This is a genomic window from Antarctobacter sp. (assembly GCF_965277915.1).
GTDB lineage: Bacteria > Pseudomonadota > Alphaproteobacteria > Rhodobacterales > Rhodobacteraceae > Antarctobacter.
Genome location: NZ_OZ255849.1, coordinates 4,950,253 through 4,963,573 on the forward strand (window position 1 = coordinate 4,950,253; position 13,321 = coordinate 4,963,573).

Genomic DNA, 13,321 nt, shown 5'->3' on the forward strand with positions numbered 1-13,321 from the left:
ATCAGGGTGACCCTGCATGCTCGCAGGCAGGGGCCTACCGGTGATGTTGCAACAAAGGAGAGGCGCATGAACGCCCAGGAACTCCGTGACAAGTCCCCGGACGAACTCCGGGACCAGCTTGTCCAGCTGAAAAAGGAGGCTTTCAACCTCCGCTTCCAGGCGGCCACGAGCCAGCTGGAAAACACGGCGCGCATGCGCCAGGTGCGCCGCGACGTCGCGCGCATCAACACCGTCCTGAACGAAAAAGCCGCTGCTGCGGCCTCGACTGCGGAGGCGTAACGAATGCCCAAGCGTATCCTGCAAGGCACCGTCACCTCGACCGCCAATGCCCAGACCGTGACCGTTCAGGTCGTCCGTCGCTTCAAGCACCCCGTGCTGCAGAAGACGATCAAGAAATCCAAGAAGTACCGCGCCCATGACGAGGCAGGTGCCTTCAACGTCGGCGACGCGGTCTCGATCCGCGAATGCGCGCCGAAGTCCAAGACCAAGCGTTGGGAAGTGATGACCGACGCCATGCTTGAAGAGCACAACAAGGCGCGCGCCGAAGCGGCCGCAGCCGAACGTGCCCGCTTCGAGGCCCAGAAAGCCGCAGAGGCAGAAACCGCCCAGTAAGGGCAGAGCCGAGCCCCCTTTGCGGGGCTCGGTTGCATACGAAACCCCCGGGTCAATGTCTCCTTGACGAGCGGCCCGGGACGTCGGGAGAAAACTTATGATCCAGATGCAGACCAATCTGGATGTCGCTGACAATTCCGGAGCCCGGAAAGTTCAGTGCATCAAGGTTCTGGGCGGTTCCCACCGCCGCTATGCCTCGGTCGGCGACATCATCGTGGTGTCGGTGAAAGAGGCCATTCCGCGTGGTCGCGTGAAAAAAGGTGACGTCCGCAAGGCCGTCGTCGTGCGCACCGCCAAGGAAGTTCGCCGCGAAGACGGCACCTCGATCCGCTTTGACCGCAACGCCGCCGTGATCCTGAACAACGCAGGTGAGCCGGTCGGCACGCGTATCTTCGGACCGGTCGTGCGTGAACTGCGCGCCAAGAACTTCATGAAGATCATCTCGCTCGCCCCGGAGGTGCTGTAAGATGGCCGCGAAACTGAAAAAAGGTGACACCGTCATCGTCCTGACCGGCAAGGACAAGGGCAAGACCGGTGAGATCGTCAGCGTTGACCCCAAGGCCGGCAAGGCCGTCGTCGACGGGCTGAACATCGCCATCCGCCACACTCGCCAGACCCAGACCAGCCAGGGCGGCCGCATGCCCAAGGCGCTGCCGATGGACCTGTCGAACCTGGCCTACGTCGACGCCAACGGCAAACCGACCCGCGTCGGTTTCCGCATGGAAGGCGACAAGAAGGTCCGCTACGCCAAGACCACGGGGGACGTGATCGATGCTTGATATGGAAAGCTACACCCCGCGCCTGAAGGCCCAGTATCGCGACACCATCAAGGCCGCGATGAAAGAGCAGTTCGGCTACAAGAACGACATGCAGATCCCGAGCCTGCAGAAGATCGTGCTGAACATCGGTTGCGGCGCAGAAGCCGTGCGTGACAGCAAGAAGGCCAAGTCGGCCATCGAGGAACTGTCGCTGATTGCCGGTCAACAGGCCGTCGGTACGAAGGCCAAGAAATCGCACGCGCCGTTCCGTCTGCGCGAGGGCATGATCGTCGGCGCCAAGGTCACCCTGCGTGACGTGCGCATGTACGAATTCCTCGACCGGCTGGTGACCGTTGCGATGCCGCGCATCCGCGACTTCCGCGGCGTGAAGGCAGCGTTCGACGGCCGTGGCAACTTTGCGATGGGTCTGAAGGAACACATCGTGTTCCCCGAGATCAACTTCGACAAGGTCGACGAGGTCTGGGGCATGGACATCATCATGACGACCAATGCCAAGGACTTCGGCGAGCATTCGGCCGACGAACAGGCCAAGGCGCTGTTCACCCACTTCAACATGCCGTTCACCAAGGCGTAATAGGAGCGATATCATGGCTAAAAAAGCAATGATCGAGCGCGAGAAGAAGCGCGAGCGCCTGGTGGCCCGGTATGCCGCCAAGCGCGCTGAACTGAAAGAAATCGCAAACGACGAATCGAAGCCGATGGAAGAGCGCTTCAAGGCCCGCCTCAAGCTGGCCAAGCTGCCGCGCAATTCCTCGCCCACCCGGCTGCACAACCGCTGCCAGCTGACGGGCCGTCCGCACGCCTACTACCGCAAGCTCAAGATCAGCCGTATCGCCCTGCGCGACCTCGGTTCGAACGGCAAGCTGCCCGGCGTCGTGAAGTCGAGCTGGTAAGGAGGGGATGAGATGAACGATCCTATCGGCGATATGCTCACCCGTATCCGCAACGCGCAAATGCGCGGCAAGTCCACCGTGTCCACGCCGGCCTCCAAGCTGCGCGCCTGGGTTCTGGACGTGCTGGCGGACGAAGGCTACATCCGCGGCTACGAAAGCGGGACCGACGTCAACGGCCACCCGACGCTGGAAATCAGCCTGAAATACTTCGATGGCACTCCTGTCATTCGTGAGGTCAAGCGGGTCTCGAAACCCGGCCGTCGCGTCTACATGAGCGTCAAGGACATCCCGCAGGTCCGTCAGGGCCTGGGTGTGTCGATTGTCTCCACCCCCAAGGGTGTGATGTCGGACGCAAACGCACGCGCGGCCAATGTCGGCGGCGAAGTGCTCTGCACCGTATTCTAAGGAGGCCTGAACACATGTCTCGTATTGGTAAGAAGCCGGTCGAACTGCCCTCGGGCGTCTCGGCCAGCGTCTCCGGCCAGACCATCGAAGTGAAGGGCCCGAAAGGCACCCAGAGCTTTACGGCCACGGATGACGTGACCCTCAAGGTCGAGGAAAACGCAATCTCGGTGGAACCGCGCGGCAAGTCCAAGCGCGCCCGCCAGCAGTGGGGCATGTCCCGCACTGTTGTTGCGAACCTCGTCCACGGCGTCCAGAACACCTTCAAGAAGGAACTGGAAATCCAGGGCGTCGGCTACCGCGCTCAGCTGGCAGGCAAGGTCCTTAAGCTGAACCTCGGCCTGTCGCACGACGTGGATTTCGAGGTTCCCGACGGCATCACCATCACCTGCCCCAAGCCCACCGAGATCGTTATCGAGGGGCATGACATTCAGCAGGTGGGTCAGGTTGCGGCCAATATCCGCGACTGGCGCCGGCCGGAGCCGTACAAGGGGAAGGGTATCCGCTACAAGGGCGAGTACATCTTCCAGAAGGAAGGCAAGAAGAAGTAAGGACGCAAGGCAATGGCAAACAGCAAACGTGTACTGTTCCAGAAGCGCCGCTTGCGCGTCCGGAACAAGCTTCGGAAGGTCAACGCGGGTCGCGTTCGCCTTTCGGTCCACCGTTCGAACAAGAACATCTCGGTCCAGCTCATCGACGATGTGGCAGGCAAGACCCTGGCAGCAGCTTCCTCGCTGGAGCCGTCGCTGGGTGTTGTCGGCAAGAACAACGTCGAAGCAGCAGCCAAGGTGGGCGCGGCAATTGCCGAGCGCGCCAAGGCGGCCGGTGTCGAAGAAGCATACTTCGACCGTGGTGGCTTTCTCTTCCACGGTAAGGTGAAGGCCTTGGCCGAGGCCGCGCGTGAAGGCGGTCTGAAGATCTGAGGATTCGGTGCGCAGTCCTTGCGCACCGTTCGCAAGCTGCGCCCGCCGGGCGCAGCTTCTTTTGCAGGCGGAAACGCCTCGATGATCGAGGGGCCATCCGGCCCACTGCGATTGAACAAACCGGTGCTCTTGGGCACCACGAGAAAAGGAATGCCTTATGGCAGAACGTGAGAACAAGCGTGGCGGCGGCCGCGGTCGTCGTGACCGCGAGGAGCAAGCGCCCGAATTCGCCGATCGCCTGGTGGCGATCAACCGTGTGTCCAAGACCGTCAAGGGTGGTAAGCGCTTCGGCTTTGCCGCACTCGTCGTTGTGGGCGACCAGAAAGGCCGCGTCGGCTTTGGCAAGGGCAAGGCCAAGGAGGTCCCCGAGGCCATCCGCAAGGCCACCGAGCAAGCCAAGCGTAAGATGATCCGCGTGCCGCTCAAAGAGGGCCGCACCCTGCACCATGACGCCAAGGGCCATCACGGCGCCGGCAAGATCACCATGCGGACCGCCCCTCAGGGTACAGGTATCATCGCCGGTGGTCCGATGCGTGCAGTCTTTGAAATGCTGGGCGTTCAGGACGTCGTCGCCAAGTCGACCGGCTCTCAGAACCCCTACGCGATGATCCACGCCACGCTGGACGCCCTGCGCAACCAGCAGTCGCCGCGCAACGTCGCGCAGCGTCGTGGCAAGAAGGTCGCCGACATCCTGCCCAAGCGTGATGACGCCCCCGCAGCCGAGACCGAGGAGGCCTGATCATGGCAAAGACCATTGTCGTCAAACAAGTCGGTTCGCCGATCCGCCGCCCCGCCATCCAGCGTCAGACCCTGGTCGGCCTGGGCCTGAACAAGATGCACCGCGTGCGCGAACTGGAAGACACGCCTGCGGTTCGCGGCATGATCCGCAAGATCCCGCACCTGGTGGAAATCGTCGAAGAGCGCGACTGAGCCTCTTTTCCGATGTGAACAGAAGCGCCCTCCGGTCCTTCCGGGGGGCGTTTTCGTCTTGTGGGGGTCATCTCGCAAAGTTCAATTGGTCGCAGCCGGGGCGCGCGCTACCCTTTCGCGGGAACAGACCAAAGGGAGCGCAATCCATGACCCTCACCCGTCGAAATTTTCTTCATACCGCTGCCGCAGCTGGCAGCATCACGGTTCTGCCCTTCGCAGGTCGTGCCGGCGGCCACCTGCCCAACGAGTTCAAGACATCCGAAGGGACCGTCGTCGTCCATCCCGTGCACCATGCCTCCATCGTGTTGGAGACACCGGTGGGCACGATCTATGTCGACCCGGTTGGCGAAGTCTCGGAGTACGAGAACTTCCCCGAGCCTGACCTGATCCTGATCACGCACCAGCACGGTGATCACTACAATGCCGACGTGTTGGCCGCGCTAAAGGGCGAAAACACGCAGATGCTGACCAATCCGGCGGTTTTCGACATGCTCTCGGAAGAGTTGAAGGTGAACACCACCTCGCTTGCCAATGGCGCCAGCGCCAGCCTGACCGGCCTGCAGGTCGACGCAATTCCGGCCTACAACATGACCGAAGGCCGGGAGAATTTTCACCCCAAGGGTCGCGACAATGGCTATGTCCTGACGATGGGCGATTTCCGCATTTACGTCTCGGGCGACACCGAGGACATCCCGGACATGCGGGCGCTGGAAGGCATCGATCTTGCTTTTGTCTGCATGAACCTGCCGTTCACCATGACGGCAGAGGCAGCCGCGGACGCAGTGCGGGAGTTTGCCCCGACCTATGTCTATCCTTACCACTATCGCGGCCGGGACGGCGGTACGCAGGATCCGGCGATGTTCGCCGAGATGGTCGGCGACGCGGCCACGGTGAAGATGGGTGACTGGTACGCCCCCGGTGAACTGGGCTGACGGCGGCCCTTGCCGAAGTGAATGGCCTCCCGCAAAATCCTTGCGGGAGGCTTTTTCATGGCATTGGATGTTACGACTTTCGATCTCAACGCGATCGGTCCGGACTTCATCGAAAATCCGCACCCCGTCCTGCATCGGCTTCGGCAGCAAAGCCCGGTTCACCGCAACGCGGATGGCTCTGTCTTCCTGACCCGTTTCGACGATTGCATGAGCGTCTACCGAAGCCGCGACATGCTGTCTGACAAGACAGAGGCCTTTGGCGAGAAATTCGGCCAATGCCCGCTGCAAAAGCACCACACGACCAGCCTGATCTTCAACGATCCGCCTTATCACACGGTGGTGCGCAAGCTGATCGCTGGCGCGTTCACGCCGCGCAAGCTGGCCGAGTTCGAGCCGCTGATCGACGGGATCGTGGATAGCCTGCTGGACCGGGTCGAGGACCTGGGAGAACTGGACCTGATCGAGGATTTCGCCAAGGTCCTGCCGACCGAGATTATCAGTTTCATGCTCGGCATCCCCGAGGACTATCGAACGCGGCTGCGCGGCTATTCTCTGGCGATCCTCGGTGCCCTGGACCCGGTGGTGCCGCCGGACCGGCTGGCCGAAGGCAACCGCGCGGTCGAGGAGTTCGGCGAGATCCTTGGCGACCTCATCGACCATCGCCGCCGCAACCGGGAGGGAGCGCATGAAGGCGAGGTGCTGGAGGCCCTGATCTTTGGCGAACACGAGGGACGCCGCCTGACGCAGGAAGAGCTGATCCAGAACTGTATCTTCCTGCTGAACGCGGGACATGAGACAACGACGAGTTTCGTCGGCAATTCTGTCGGCCTGCTGATGGACAATCCCGACCAGCACCGGATGCTGTTGGACGACCCGGACCTGATCGGCCCCGCGGTCGAGGAGTTCCTGCGTGTCGAAAGCCCGCTTCAAATAGGCAACCGGCTGGCGGGCGAGGATATCGAGTTGTCGACCGGCGTGTTGCCCAAGGGAACCTATATCCATACCTCCATCGCCGCGGCGAACCGCGATCCGGCGGTCTTTGAAGATCCGGACCGGGTCGATATCACGCGGCGACCGAACCGGCACATCGCCTTCATCACGGGGATACATGTCTGTCTTGGCGCCTCTTTGGCGCGGATCGAGGGCAAGATCGCCCTTGGGAAATTCGTACGGCGCTTTCCCAAGCTGGCGGCGAATGGTCTGCGCACGCGGGTTCCGCTGGCCCGGTTCCGGGGGTATGCAACTCTGCCGGTTCGGGTGCGATGAGCGACGCGCCCGTCGTCGATCTGAACCCTGCGGAATTGGTCGCCGACCCCTATCCGGCACTGGCCCGCCTGCAGGCAGAAACCCCCATCGCCTATGTGCCGCAACTGGGCGCGACGCTGATCACCCGGCGGAACGTGATCTTTGAACAGGAAAAGCGGATCGAGGTGTTTTCTTCGCGCCAGCCGCAGGGGCTGATGACCCGTCTGATGGGCGAGAACATGATGCGCAAGGACGGCGAGGCGCATGAGGCGGAACGGCGCGCCTGCTTTCCGGCCTATTCGCCGCGCACTGTGCGGGATCGCTGGTCCAATGCCTTTCGCGCCGCGGCACGCGCCGCGCTGGAGGATATGGGGCGGCAGGGGCAGTGTGATCTGTTGCGCGATTATGCCATGCGCTTGTCGGGTGAGGCACTGCGGGCGATCACTGGTCTGCATGGCCTGACATGGCAAGACATGGATGCCGTCAGCCAGGGGATGATCGACGGGATCGCCAATTACACCGGCGATCCGGACATCGAGGCGCGCTGCCACGCGGCGACGGCGCGGATCGATGCGGTGATCGACGCGCAGACGGACGATCCGCCGGCGAATTCCCTGTTGGACGTGCAGCTACGCGCGGGGCTGCCCATGGACAGCGTGCGGGCCAACATCAAGCTGGCGATATCCGGCGGCCAGAACGAATCGCGTGATGCGATTGCCGGATGTGCCTGGGCGCTCTTGTCCCACCCAAGGCAGTTGGCCAAGGTGCGTGCAGGGACGGCAAGCTGGCAGAACGCTTTCGCGGAATTTGCCCGCTGGATCGCCCCCATCGGCATGAGCCCGCGTGAGGTGGCGCGGGAGGATGTCGTAGAGGGCGTGCGCCTTGACCCCGGCGACCGGGTGTTCCTGATGTACGGGATCGGCAACCGGGATCCGGAGGTCTTCGACCGGCCAAAGGTTTTTGACGTGATGCGCGATACGCGGCTCAGCATCGCGTTCGGCGCCGGTCCGCATTTCTGCGCGGGCGCTGCGGCCTCGCGATCACTGATCGCCGAGGTTGCTCTGCCCATGCTGTTCGAGAGGTTCCCGGAGATGGAACTGCCAGGGCCGGTGGCATTCGCCGGCTGGGCCTTTCGGGGACCGAAATCGGTTCCGGTGAGGCTCGGGGGCGCTGGGTAGCGCCCCCGGACAGGTCAGGCCGCCTTGGCGCGGCGATTGCGGCTGCGGCGCGGGCGTCCGGGCTTGGCGCCATTGCCGGGACGGTTGCCAGAGCGGCGATTGCCACCGCCGCCACGACCGGGTTTCTTGACCGGCTCCCATGGCTCGCCACCCGCCACGTCGATTTCGCGGCCCATGACTTTCACAATGGCCTGGAACTCGACCATCTCGGTCGGCGCGCAATAGGCGATGGCGGTGCCGTCGCGCCCGGCGCGGGCCGTTCGGCCGATGCGGTGGACATAGTTGTCGGCCACGTTCGGCAGATCGAAGTTGTAGACATAGCGGACGGCGGGAATGTCGATCCCGCGCGCGGCCACATCCGTCGCCACCAGCACTTTCAGGTCGCCATCACGGAACGCCTTGAGCGCGCGGTCGCGCTGGCCCTGGCTTTTATTGCCGTGGATCGACCCGGCGGCAAAGCCCTTGGCCTCGAGATGCTTTTTCAGTTTTTCGGCGCCGTGCTTGGTGCGCGAAAAGACCAGCGCGGCCTCTGTCCGGTGCCCGTCCAGGTGGCTGACCAGCAAGGATGCCTTCTGAGACTGCTCGACGAAGTGCACGCTTTGATCGATGCGGTCCACAGGCTTGCCCGGAGGCGTGACCTCGATCCGAACCGGATCGCTCAGGTAGGCGGCGGCGATTTCGGCCATCTGCTTGGGCATGGTGGCCGAGAACAGCATGGTCTGGCGTTCCGCGGGCAGGTGCTTGGCGATCTGGCGCAGCGCGTGGATAAAGCCGAGGTCCAGCATCTGGTCGGCTTCGTCCAACACCAGGAACTCGGTCCCGTCCAGCCGCACGGACTTGCGTTCCATCAGGTCGATCAGGCGACCGGGGGTGGCGACCAGCAGGTCGGTGCCCTTGGCCAGCCGCTGGGCCTGGGCGTTCAACGAGGTGCCGCCGGTGACGATACCGATCTTGACCGGGGTTCCGGCGGCGTAGATGCGCAGGTTGTCGACGATCTGCTTGGCCAGTTCGCGCGTCGGCGCGAGGATCAGGCCGTGCACGCACTTGGCGGCAGGGCGCGACTGCTTGCGCATCAGGGTCGAGATCAGCGGCAGGCCAAAGGCGGCGGTCTTGCCGGTGCCTGTCTGCGCCAGGCCCATGACGTCGCGGCCGTTCATGGCGTGCGGGATTGCCTGCGTCTGGATCGGGGTGGGTTCGGTGATGTTCTGTTCGGCCAGGTTGGCCAGAAGGCGGGGCGGCAGCCCCAGCATGTCGAAATCCAAGTGTACGTCCTTTAGTGCGGGCGATACCCGCGAAATCATGCGTATCCCGCCACGAGGCATCGCGGCGCGCACGGGTGAGACCGCAAACCCGGGCGCGGGGCATCTTGCCGTCGCGCCTGTTGCGGTTCTGGACCCCCGCGTGAAATGGGAACCATGTTGGGAAGATGTGCCGAGAGGGCGCTATCGCCCGTCAGCCCCGCTCACGCGGCGGGTGCGGCAACTGGCGTGTACATGCGGTGCTGCGGTGCAGAAGTCAAGGGCTCAGGCCGGAATGCCTTGCATTGCCCGCGGGCGAAGCGGTGCCAGGCGCAGGGCCATCGCCTCGCGTTCCAGCCGTTCACGACGGTAGCCAAGGCTCATCGCCCCCAGGATCGCGCAGTAAAGCACCAGCAGGTAGGCCGGGTAGGCCAAGAGGACCGGTGAAAGGGCGCCGACCGACAGCAGGCCCAGCAGCGCGGCCACCGCCGAGAGTCCCCAGCAGGCTGCGGTTTCGGTGCGCGGTTCGGCATAGGCCTTGAGGATGGTCGGTATGCCGCCGAGAGCGCTGATCGCGATGGCGATGGCCAGGGCAAAGACCGCGTCGTCCGTGACCCACCACAGAGCCAGCCCGACGCCAGATACCGTGTAGATCGCCAGGTCGCGCGCTTGGAGGATGCTGCCCATGCCGAAGCGGATTGAAAGAACGAAGATCAGCACCGTTTCCGCCGTTTCGACGCCGACAAAGAACAAGGAGGCATCGGCACCCTTGTCGACGTTGGACACCAGGCAGATCCCCGAAAGCACCGACCAAATCAGCCATGTCGATCGCACTGGGCGGGTGCTGCCGCACAGCATGTCGCGGATGTAGGGCAGGCAGGCGAGGTTGCTGACGACGATGGAGGCGATTCCGAAGGTCATTAGCCAGTTGTCGGCAAGGGTCATGATCGCGGCTCCGGGGTTGATCGCGCCAGGAAAATTGCGCGTCTGAGGTCAGTCTGCCCGGGTCGGGCGGGCCATGCCATTCGGAGATTCCCTACCGTATGGTAAACCGGACCTTTGCAAGCGGCGGGCTGAGGGAGGGGGCGTGCAGGGAAGGCTTGTCTTGGCCGGGGCGCTTCGCTATACGCCCCCGGTGGTCCGAACGGACCCGATTCACAACCAAGAAACGCCGTGGTCTGTCCATCATCGCTTCGCGGGCAGCATCCGGCAAAGGAGAAGCGACATGAAACTCAATGAACTCCGGGACAACCCCGGCGCAACCAAGCGCAAGCAGCGTATCGGCCGTGGTCCCGGTTCGGGCCGTGGTAAAATGGGTGGCCGTGGTATCAAGGGCCAGAAATCGCGTTCGGGTGTGGCCATCAACGGCTACGAAGGCGGCCAGATGCCGCTGTACCAGCGTCTGCCCAAGCGTGGCTTCAACAAGCCGAACCGCAAGGCATATGCTGTCGTCAACCTGGGCCTGATCCAGAAATTCGTTGACGCAGGCAAGCTGGACGCCGGCAACATCACCGAAGAAACGCTGGTCTCCTCGGGGCTCGTACGCCGTTCGCTGGACGGCATCCGCGTCCTCGCCAAGGGCGAAGTGACCGGTGCCCTGACTATCAACGTCACCGGCGCGTCGAAGTCGGCGGTTGCAGCGGTCGAGGGCAAGGGCGGTTCGCTGACCGTCACCACCGCGGCAGCGGCGGAATAACGACTTGTGAGCGGCGCATCCGCCGCTTACATGTCCAACAGTTTTCCATTGCGCGCCGCCCGACGGAAAACCCGTCGTGGCGGCGTTTGACTGAAAAGAGAGATCCGCATGGTATCCGCAGCAGAGCAAATGGCCGCCAACACCAGCTGGGCGGCGCTTGGCAAAGCAACCGACCTGCGCAATCGCATCTTCTTCACCCTCGCCCTTCTGATCGTCTACCGCCTTGGCACCTACATTCCCGTTCCGGGGATCGACGGCGCCGCGCTGCAAGAGTTTGTCGAGCAGGCGGGGCAGGGCGTTGCGGGCATGGTGTCGATGTTCACCGGCGGTGCGCTGGGACGCATGGGGATCTTTGCGCTGGGCATCATGCCCTACATCTCGGCCTCGATCATGGTGCAGCTTCTGACGGCGATGGTGCCGGCGCTGGAGCAGCTCAAGAAAGAGGGAGAGCAGGGCCGTAAGAAGATCAACCAGTACACCCGTTACGGCACCGTGGCGCTGGCCGTGATCCAGTCTTATGGCCTTGCGGTCAGCCTGGAGGCCGGGGATCTCGTGACCGATCCGGGCTGGTTCTTCCGCGCTGCCTGCATGATCACGCTGGTTGGCGGTACCATGTTCCTGATGTGGCTGGGTGAACAGATCACCGCGCGCGGCATCGGCAACGGTATCTCGCTGATCATCTTCGTCGGCATCATCGCCGAGGTTCCCGCCGCGCTGGCGCAGTTTTTCAGCCAGGGGCAATCGGGCGCGATCAGCCCGGCGGTGATCGTGGGCGTGATCCTGATGGTGGTGGGCGTCATCACCTTCGTGGTCTTCATGGAACGCGCGCTGCGCAAGATCACGATCCAGTATCCGCGCCGCCAGGTCGGCATGAAGATGACCGAGGCGCAGCAGTCGCACCTGCCGGTCAAGGTGAACCCGGCGGGCGTCATCCCGGCGATCTTCGCCAGCTCGCTGCTGTTGCTGCCGGTGACGATCTCGACCTTCTCTGGCGGATCGGACACCGGGCCGATCATGTCGACGATCCTTGCGTATTTTGGCCCCGGACAGCCGCTCTACCTGCTGTTCTTCGGCGCCATGATCGTCTTCTTCGCCTATTTCTACACCTTCAACGTTTCGTTCAAACCCGATGACGTTGCGGACAACCTCAAGAACCAGAACGGTTTCGTTCCGGGCATTCGCCCGGGAAAGAAAACCGCGGAATACCTGGAATACGTCGTGAACCGCGTGCTGGTCCTGGGCTCCATCTACCTGACGGCTGTTTGCCTTCTGCCCGAGATCCTGCGCACCCAATACGCCATCCCGTTCTACTTTGGCGGTACTTCGGTTCTGATCGTGGTCAGCGTGACCATGGACACCATTCAACAGGTCCAGAGCCATCTCTTGGCACATCAGTACGAAGGTCTTATTCAAAAGTCGCAACTGCGCGGCAAGGGTAAGGGCCGCAAGAAACGGGGGGCACCAGCGCGTCGATGAACATCATTCTTTTGGGACCGCCGGGGGCGGGCAAGGGCACACAAGCACGCATTCTCGAAGAGAACCGTGGCATGGTCCAGCTTTCGACCGGTGACATGCTGCGCGAGGCCAAGGACAGCGGCACAGAGATGGGCAAGATCGTCGCCGACGTGATGGCCCGCGGTGACCTTGTCACCGACGAGATCGTGATCGGCCTGATCCGCGAAAAGCTGGAAACGGTCTCGGCCAACGGGTTCATCTTCGACGGCTTTCCGCGGACGCTGGCGCAGGCGGACGCACTGGGCAAACTGCTGGCCGATGAAGGTCAGACGCTGGACAAGGTGATCGAACTGCGCGTCGACGACGATGTTCTGGTGCAGCGCATCACGGCGCGGTCGACCTGCGGCAGCTGTGGTGAGGTCTACAACGATCTCACCAAGCCGATCCCCGAGGATGGCAAATGCGTGAAATGCGGCGGGACAGAGTTCAAGCGCCGCGCCGACGACAACGAGGACAGCCTGCGTACGCGCCTGATGGCCTATTACAAGCAGACCTCGCCGCTGATCGGCTATTACTACGCGCTGGGCAAACACAATAGCGTCGACGGGCTTGGCGAGATCGCCGATATCCAGTCTGCGATTGCCGGATTGCTTGACGCATGAGGATCGGACGGACGGCGGCGGCCCTGCTGATCAGCGGGCTGCCAGCCGTCGCCCCGGCCTTTGCCGAAGAGATCCTCGACAACCCGGGCTATTGTGATCTGCCCTACGAGGATCGCGAAATGGCCGGTATCGTGACGCTGACGCCCACCGGCATCGAAAGCCACGGCGCGCGCTGTTCTTGGTCCGACGCGCGTTTCGTTCCGGGTGAGTCCCTGTCGGTCAGTGCGACCTGTGACGACGGCGCAAGCCAATGGCGGACCCACCTCTGGATCAGTGAGACAAAGGGCGGTTTCGTGCGGGTCGTGCCCGACGGAATCTTCCCCCTGCCAGAGATCTATTTCCCCTGTTCGCAATGGTCGCGAAAATAGCCTTGACA

At 63.1% G+C, this 13,321-nt stretch carries 19 protein-coding genes and 1 pseudogene; 18 read left to right on the forward strand and 2 right to left on the reverse strand.

The features are described 5' to 3' along the window. Positions 1-66 precede the first annotated feature (66 nt). From rpmC to ACQY5B_RS25120, 14 genes and pseudogenes are all read left to right on the forward strand, one after another. Positions 67-279 (forward strand): 50S ribosomal protein L29, encoded by a 213-nt coding sequence (gene rpmC, locus ACQY5B_RS25055; RefSeq protein ID WP_043137381.1) that lies wholly within the window; start codon positions 67-69, stop codon positions 277-279. Positions 280-282: 3 nt separating this feature from the next. Further along, a pseudogene (gene rpsQ / locus ACQY5B_RS25060) lies at positions 283-504 on the forward strand (30S ribosomal protein S17); the annotation flags it as partial. A gap of 205 nt (positions 505-709) precedes the next feature. After that, positions 710-1,078, forward strand: coding sequence for a 50S ribosomal protein L14 (gene rplN / locus ACQY5B_RS25065; protein WP_023851005.1), 369 nt, complete (start codon positions 710-712; stop codon positions 1,076-1,078). 1 nt (position 1,079) lies between these two features. Further along, on the forward strand, positions 1,080-1,391 hold the full coding sequence (gene rplX / locus ACQY5B_RS25070) for a 50S ribosomal protein L24 (protein ID WP_305967595.1): 312 nt from the start codon (positions 1,080-1,082) through the stop codon (positions 1,389-1,391). Then, on the forward strand, positions 1,384-1,965 hold the full coding sequence (rplE, locus tag ACQY5B_RS25075; RefSeq protein WP_305967596.1) for a 50S ribosomal protein L5: 582 nt from the start codon (positions 1,384-1,386) through the stop codon (positions 1,963-1,965). The genes rplX and rplE overlap by 8 nt, the downstream gene beginning before the upstream one ends. Positions 1,966-1,978: 13 nt before the next feature. Beyond that, positions 1,979-2,284, forward strand: a complete 306-nt coding sequence (gene rpsN / locus ACQY5B_RS25080) for a 30S ribosomal protein S14 (protein WP_305967597.1) — start codon at positions 1,979-1,981, stop codon at positions 2,282-2,284. A 12-nt stretch (positions 2,285-2,296) separates the two neighbouring features. Then, complete coding sequence (rpsH, locus tag ACQY5B_RS25085; protein WP_305967598.1) at positions 2,297-2,689, forward strand: 30S ribosomal protein S8; 393 nt, start codon at positions 2,297-2,299, stop codon at positions 2,687-2,689. A 14-nt stretch (positions 2,690-2,703) separates the two neighbouring features. Next, the gene (gene rplF, locus ACQY5B_RS25090) at positions 2,704-3,237 is read left to right on the forward strand and encodes a 50S ribosomal protein L6 (protein WP_420326867.1); all 534 of its coding nucleotides are present in this window, start codon (positions 2,704-2,706) and stop codon (positions 3,235-3,237) included. Between the two features lie 12 nt (positions 3,238-3,249). Beyond that, complete coding sequence (rplR, locus tag ACQY5B_RS25095) at positions 3,250-3,609, forward strand: 50S ribosomal protein L18 (protein ID WP_305967600.1); 360 nt, start codon at positions 3,250-3,252, stop codon at positions 3,607-3,609. A gap of 157 nt (positions 3,610-3,766) precedes the next feature. Next, positions 3,767-4,348 (forward strand): 30S ribosomal protein S5, encoded by a 582-nt coding sequence (gene rpsE, locus ACQY5B_RS25100; protein ID WP_043137365.1) that lies wholly within the window; start codon positions 3,767-3,769, stop codon positions 4,346-4,348. A gap of 2 nt (positions 4,349-4,350) precedes the next feature. After that, positions 4,351-4,539: a 50S ribosomal protein L30 gene (gene rpmD / locus ACQY5B_RS25105; protein ID WP_043137362.1), complete on the forward strand. Its 189-nt coding sequence runs from the start codon at positions 4,351-4,353 to the stop codon at positions 4,537-4,539. Positions 4,540-4,685: 146 nt separating this feature from the next. Further along, positions 4,686-5,471, forward strand: a complete 786-nt coding sequence (locus tag ACQY5B_RS25110; protein WP_420326866.1) for an MBL fold metallo-hydrolase — start codon at positions 4,686-4,688, stop codon at positions 5,469-5,471. Positions 5,472-5,528: 57 nt separating this feature from the next. Then, on the forward strand, positions 5,529-6,737 hold the full coding sequence (locus ACQY5B_RS25115; protein ID WP_420326865.1) for a cytochrome P450: 1,209 nt from the start codon (positions 5,529-5,531) through the stop codon (positions 6,735-6,737). Next, on the forward strand, positions 6,734-7,894 hold the full coding sequence (locus ACQY5B_RS25120; protein WP_420326864.1) for a cytochrome P450: 1,161 nt from the start codon (positions 6,734-6,736) through the stop codon (positions 7,892-7,894). Before ACQY5B_RS25115 ends, ACQY5B_RS25120 begins: the two co-directional genes overlap by 4 nt. 14 nt (positions 7,895-7,908) lie before the next feature. On the opposite strand, the gene ACQY5B_RS25125 is transcribed toward ACQY5B_RS25120, so the two are convergent. Both ACQY5B_RS25125 and ACQY5B_RS25130 read right to left on the reverse strand, forming a co-directional pair. Further along, entirely contained in the window at positions 7,909-9,156 is a 1,248-nt protein-coding gene (locus tag ACQY5B_RS25125; RefSeq protein ID WP_420326863.1) for a DEAD/DEAH box helicase, read from the reverse strand. Between the two features lie 261 nt (positions 9,157-9,417). Continuing rightward, positions 9,418-10,077 carry a hypothetical protein gene (locus ACQY5B_RS25130; RefSeq protein ID WP_420326862.1) on the reverse strand — a complete coding sequence of 220 codons (660 nt, stop codon included), beginning with the start codon at positions 10,075-10,077 and terminating at the stop codon, positions 9,418-9,420. A 280-nt stretch (positions 10,078-10,357) separates the two neighbouring features. On the opposite strand from ACQY5B_RS25130, the gene rplO reads away from it, so the two are divergent. From rplO to ACQY5B_RS25150, 4 genes are all read left to right on the forward strand, one after another. Further along, the gene (gene rplO / locus ACQY5B_RS25135) at positions 10,358-10,828 is read left to right on the forward strand and encodes a 50S ribosomal protein L15 (protein WP_043137351.1); all 471 of its coding nucleotides are present in this window, start codon (positions 10,358-10,360) and stop codon (positions 10,826-10,828) included. Positions 10,829-10,936: 108 nt separating this feature from the next. After that, a complete protein-coding gene (secY, locus tag ACQY5B_RS25140) occupies positions 10,937-12,304 on the forward strand; it encodes a preprotein translocase subunit SecY (protein ID WP_088714214.1) in 1,368 nt (455 codons plus the stop codon). Then, a complete protein-coding gene (locus ACQY5B_RS25145; protein WP_420326861.1) occupies positions 12,301-12,945 on the forward strand; it encodes an adenylate kinase in 645 nt (214 codons plus the stop codon). The genes secY and ACQY5B_RS25145 overlap by 4 nt, the downstream gene beginning before the upstream one ends. Continuing rightward, the gene (locus tag ACQY5B_RS25150) at positions 12,942-13,313 is read left to right on the forward strand and encodes a hypothetical protein (RefSeq protein WP_420326860.1); all 372 of its coding nucleotides are present in this window, start codon (positions 12,942-12,944) and stop codon (positions 13,311-13,313) included. Before ACQY5B_RS25145 ends, ACQY5B_RS25150 begins: the two co-directional genes overlap by 4 nt. The last annotated feature ends 8 nt before the right edge of the window (positions 13,314-13,321 follow it).

What these genes read in the sequence shown, in the direction of transcription:
- ACQY5B_RS25110 (WP_420326866.1), top strand. Translation starts at nt 4,686, where the DNA reads ATGACCCTCACCCGTCGAAATTTTCTTCATACCGCTGCCGCAGCTGGC.
- rplF (WP_420326867.1), top strand. Translation starts at nt 2,704, where the DNA reads ATGTCTCGTATTGGTAAGAAGCCGGTCGAACTGCCCTCGGGCGTCTCG.
- ACQY5B_RS25120 (WP_420326864.1), top strand. Translation starts at nt 6,734, where the DNA reads ATGAGCGACGCGCCCGTCGTCGATCTGAACCCTGCGGAATTGGTCGCC.
- ACQY5B_RS25130 (WP_420326862.1), bottom strand. Translation starts at nt 10,077, where the DNA reads ATGACCCTTGCCGACAACTGGCTAATGACCTTCGGAATCGCCTCCATC.
- ACQY5B_RS25145 (WP_420326861.1), top strand. Translation starts at nt 12,301, where the DNA reads ATGAACATCATTCTTTTGGGACCGCCGGGGGCGGGCAAGGGCACACAA.
- ACQY5B_RS25150 (WP_420326860.1), top strand. Translation starts at nt 12,942, where the DNA reads ATGAGGATCGGACGGACGGCGGCGGCCCTGCTGATCAGCGGGCTGCCA.
- rplX (WP_305967595.1), top strand. Translation starts at nt 1,080, where the DNA reads ATGGCCGCGAAACTGAAAAAAGGTGACACCGTCATCGTCCTGACCGGC.
- rplN (WP_023851005.1), top strand. Translation starts at nt 710, where the DNA reads ATGATCCAGATGCAGACCAATCTGGATGTCGCTGACAATTCCGGAGCC.
- rpsH (WP_305967598.1), top strand. Translation starts at nt 2,297, where the DNA reads ATGAACGATCCTATCGGCGATATGCTCACCCGTATCCGCAACGCGCAA.
- ACQY5B_RS25115 (WP_420326865.1), top strand. Translation starts at nt 5,529, where the DNA reads ATGGCATTGGATGTTACGACTTTCGATCTCAACGCGATCGGTCCGGAC.
- rplR (WP_305967600.1), top strand. Translation starts at nt 3,250, where the DNA reads ATGGCAAACAGCAAACGTGTACTGTTCCAGAAGCGCCGCTTGCGCGTC.
- rpsN (WP_305967597.1), top strand. Translation starts at nt 1,979, where the DNA reads ATGGCTAAAAAAGCAATGATCGAGCGCGAGAAGAAGCGCGAGCGCCTG.
- rplE (WP_305967596.1), top strand. Translation starts at nt 1,384, where the DNA reads ATGCTTGATATGGAAAGCTACACCCCGCGCCTGAAGGCCCAGTATCGC.
- rpsE (WP_043137365.1), top strand. Translation starts at nt 3,767, where the DNA reads ATGGCAGAACGTGAGAACAAGCGTGGCGGCGGCCGCGGTCGTCGTGAC.
- rplO (WP_043137351.1), top strand. Translation starts at nt 10,358, where the DNA reads ATGAAACTCAATGAACTCCGGGACAACCCCGGCGCAACCAAGCGCAAG.
- rpmD (WP_043137362.1), top strand. Translation starts at nt 4,351, where the DNA reads ATGGCAAAGACCATTGTCGTCAAACAAGTCGGTTCGCCGATCCGCCGC.
- secY (WP_088714214.1), top strand. Translation starts at nt 10,937, where the DNA reads ATGGTATCCGCAGCAGAGCAAATGGCCGCCAACACCAGCTGGGCGGCG.
- rpmC (WP_043137381.1), top strand. Translation starts at nt 67, where the DNA reads ATGAACGCCCAGGAACTCCGTGACAAGTCCCCGGACGAACTCCGGGAC.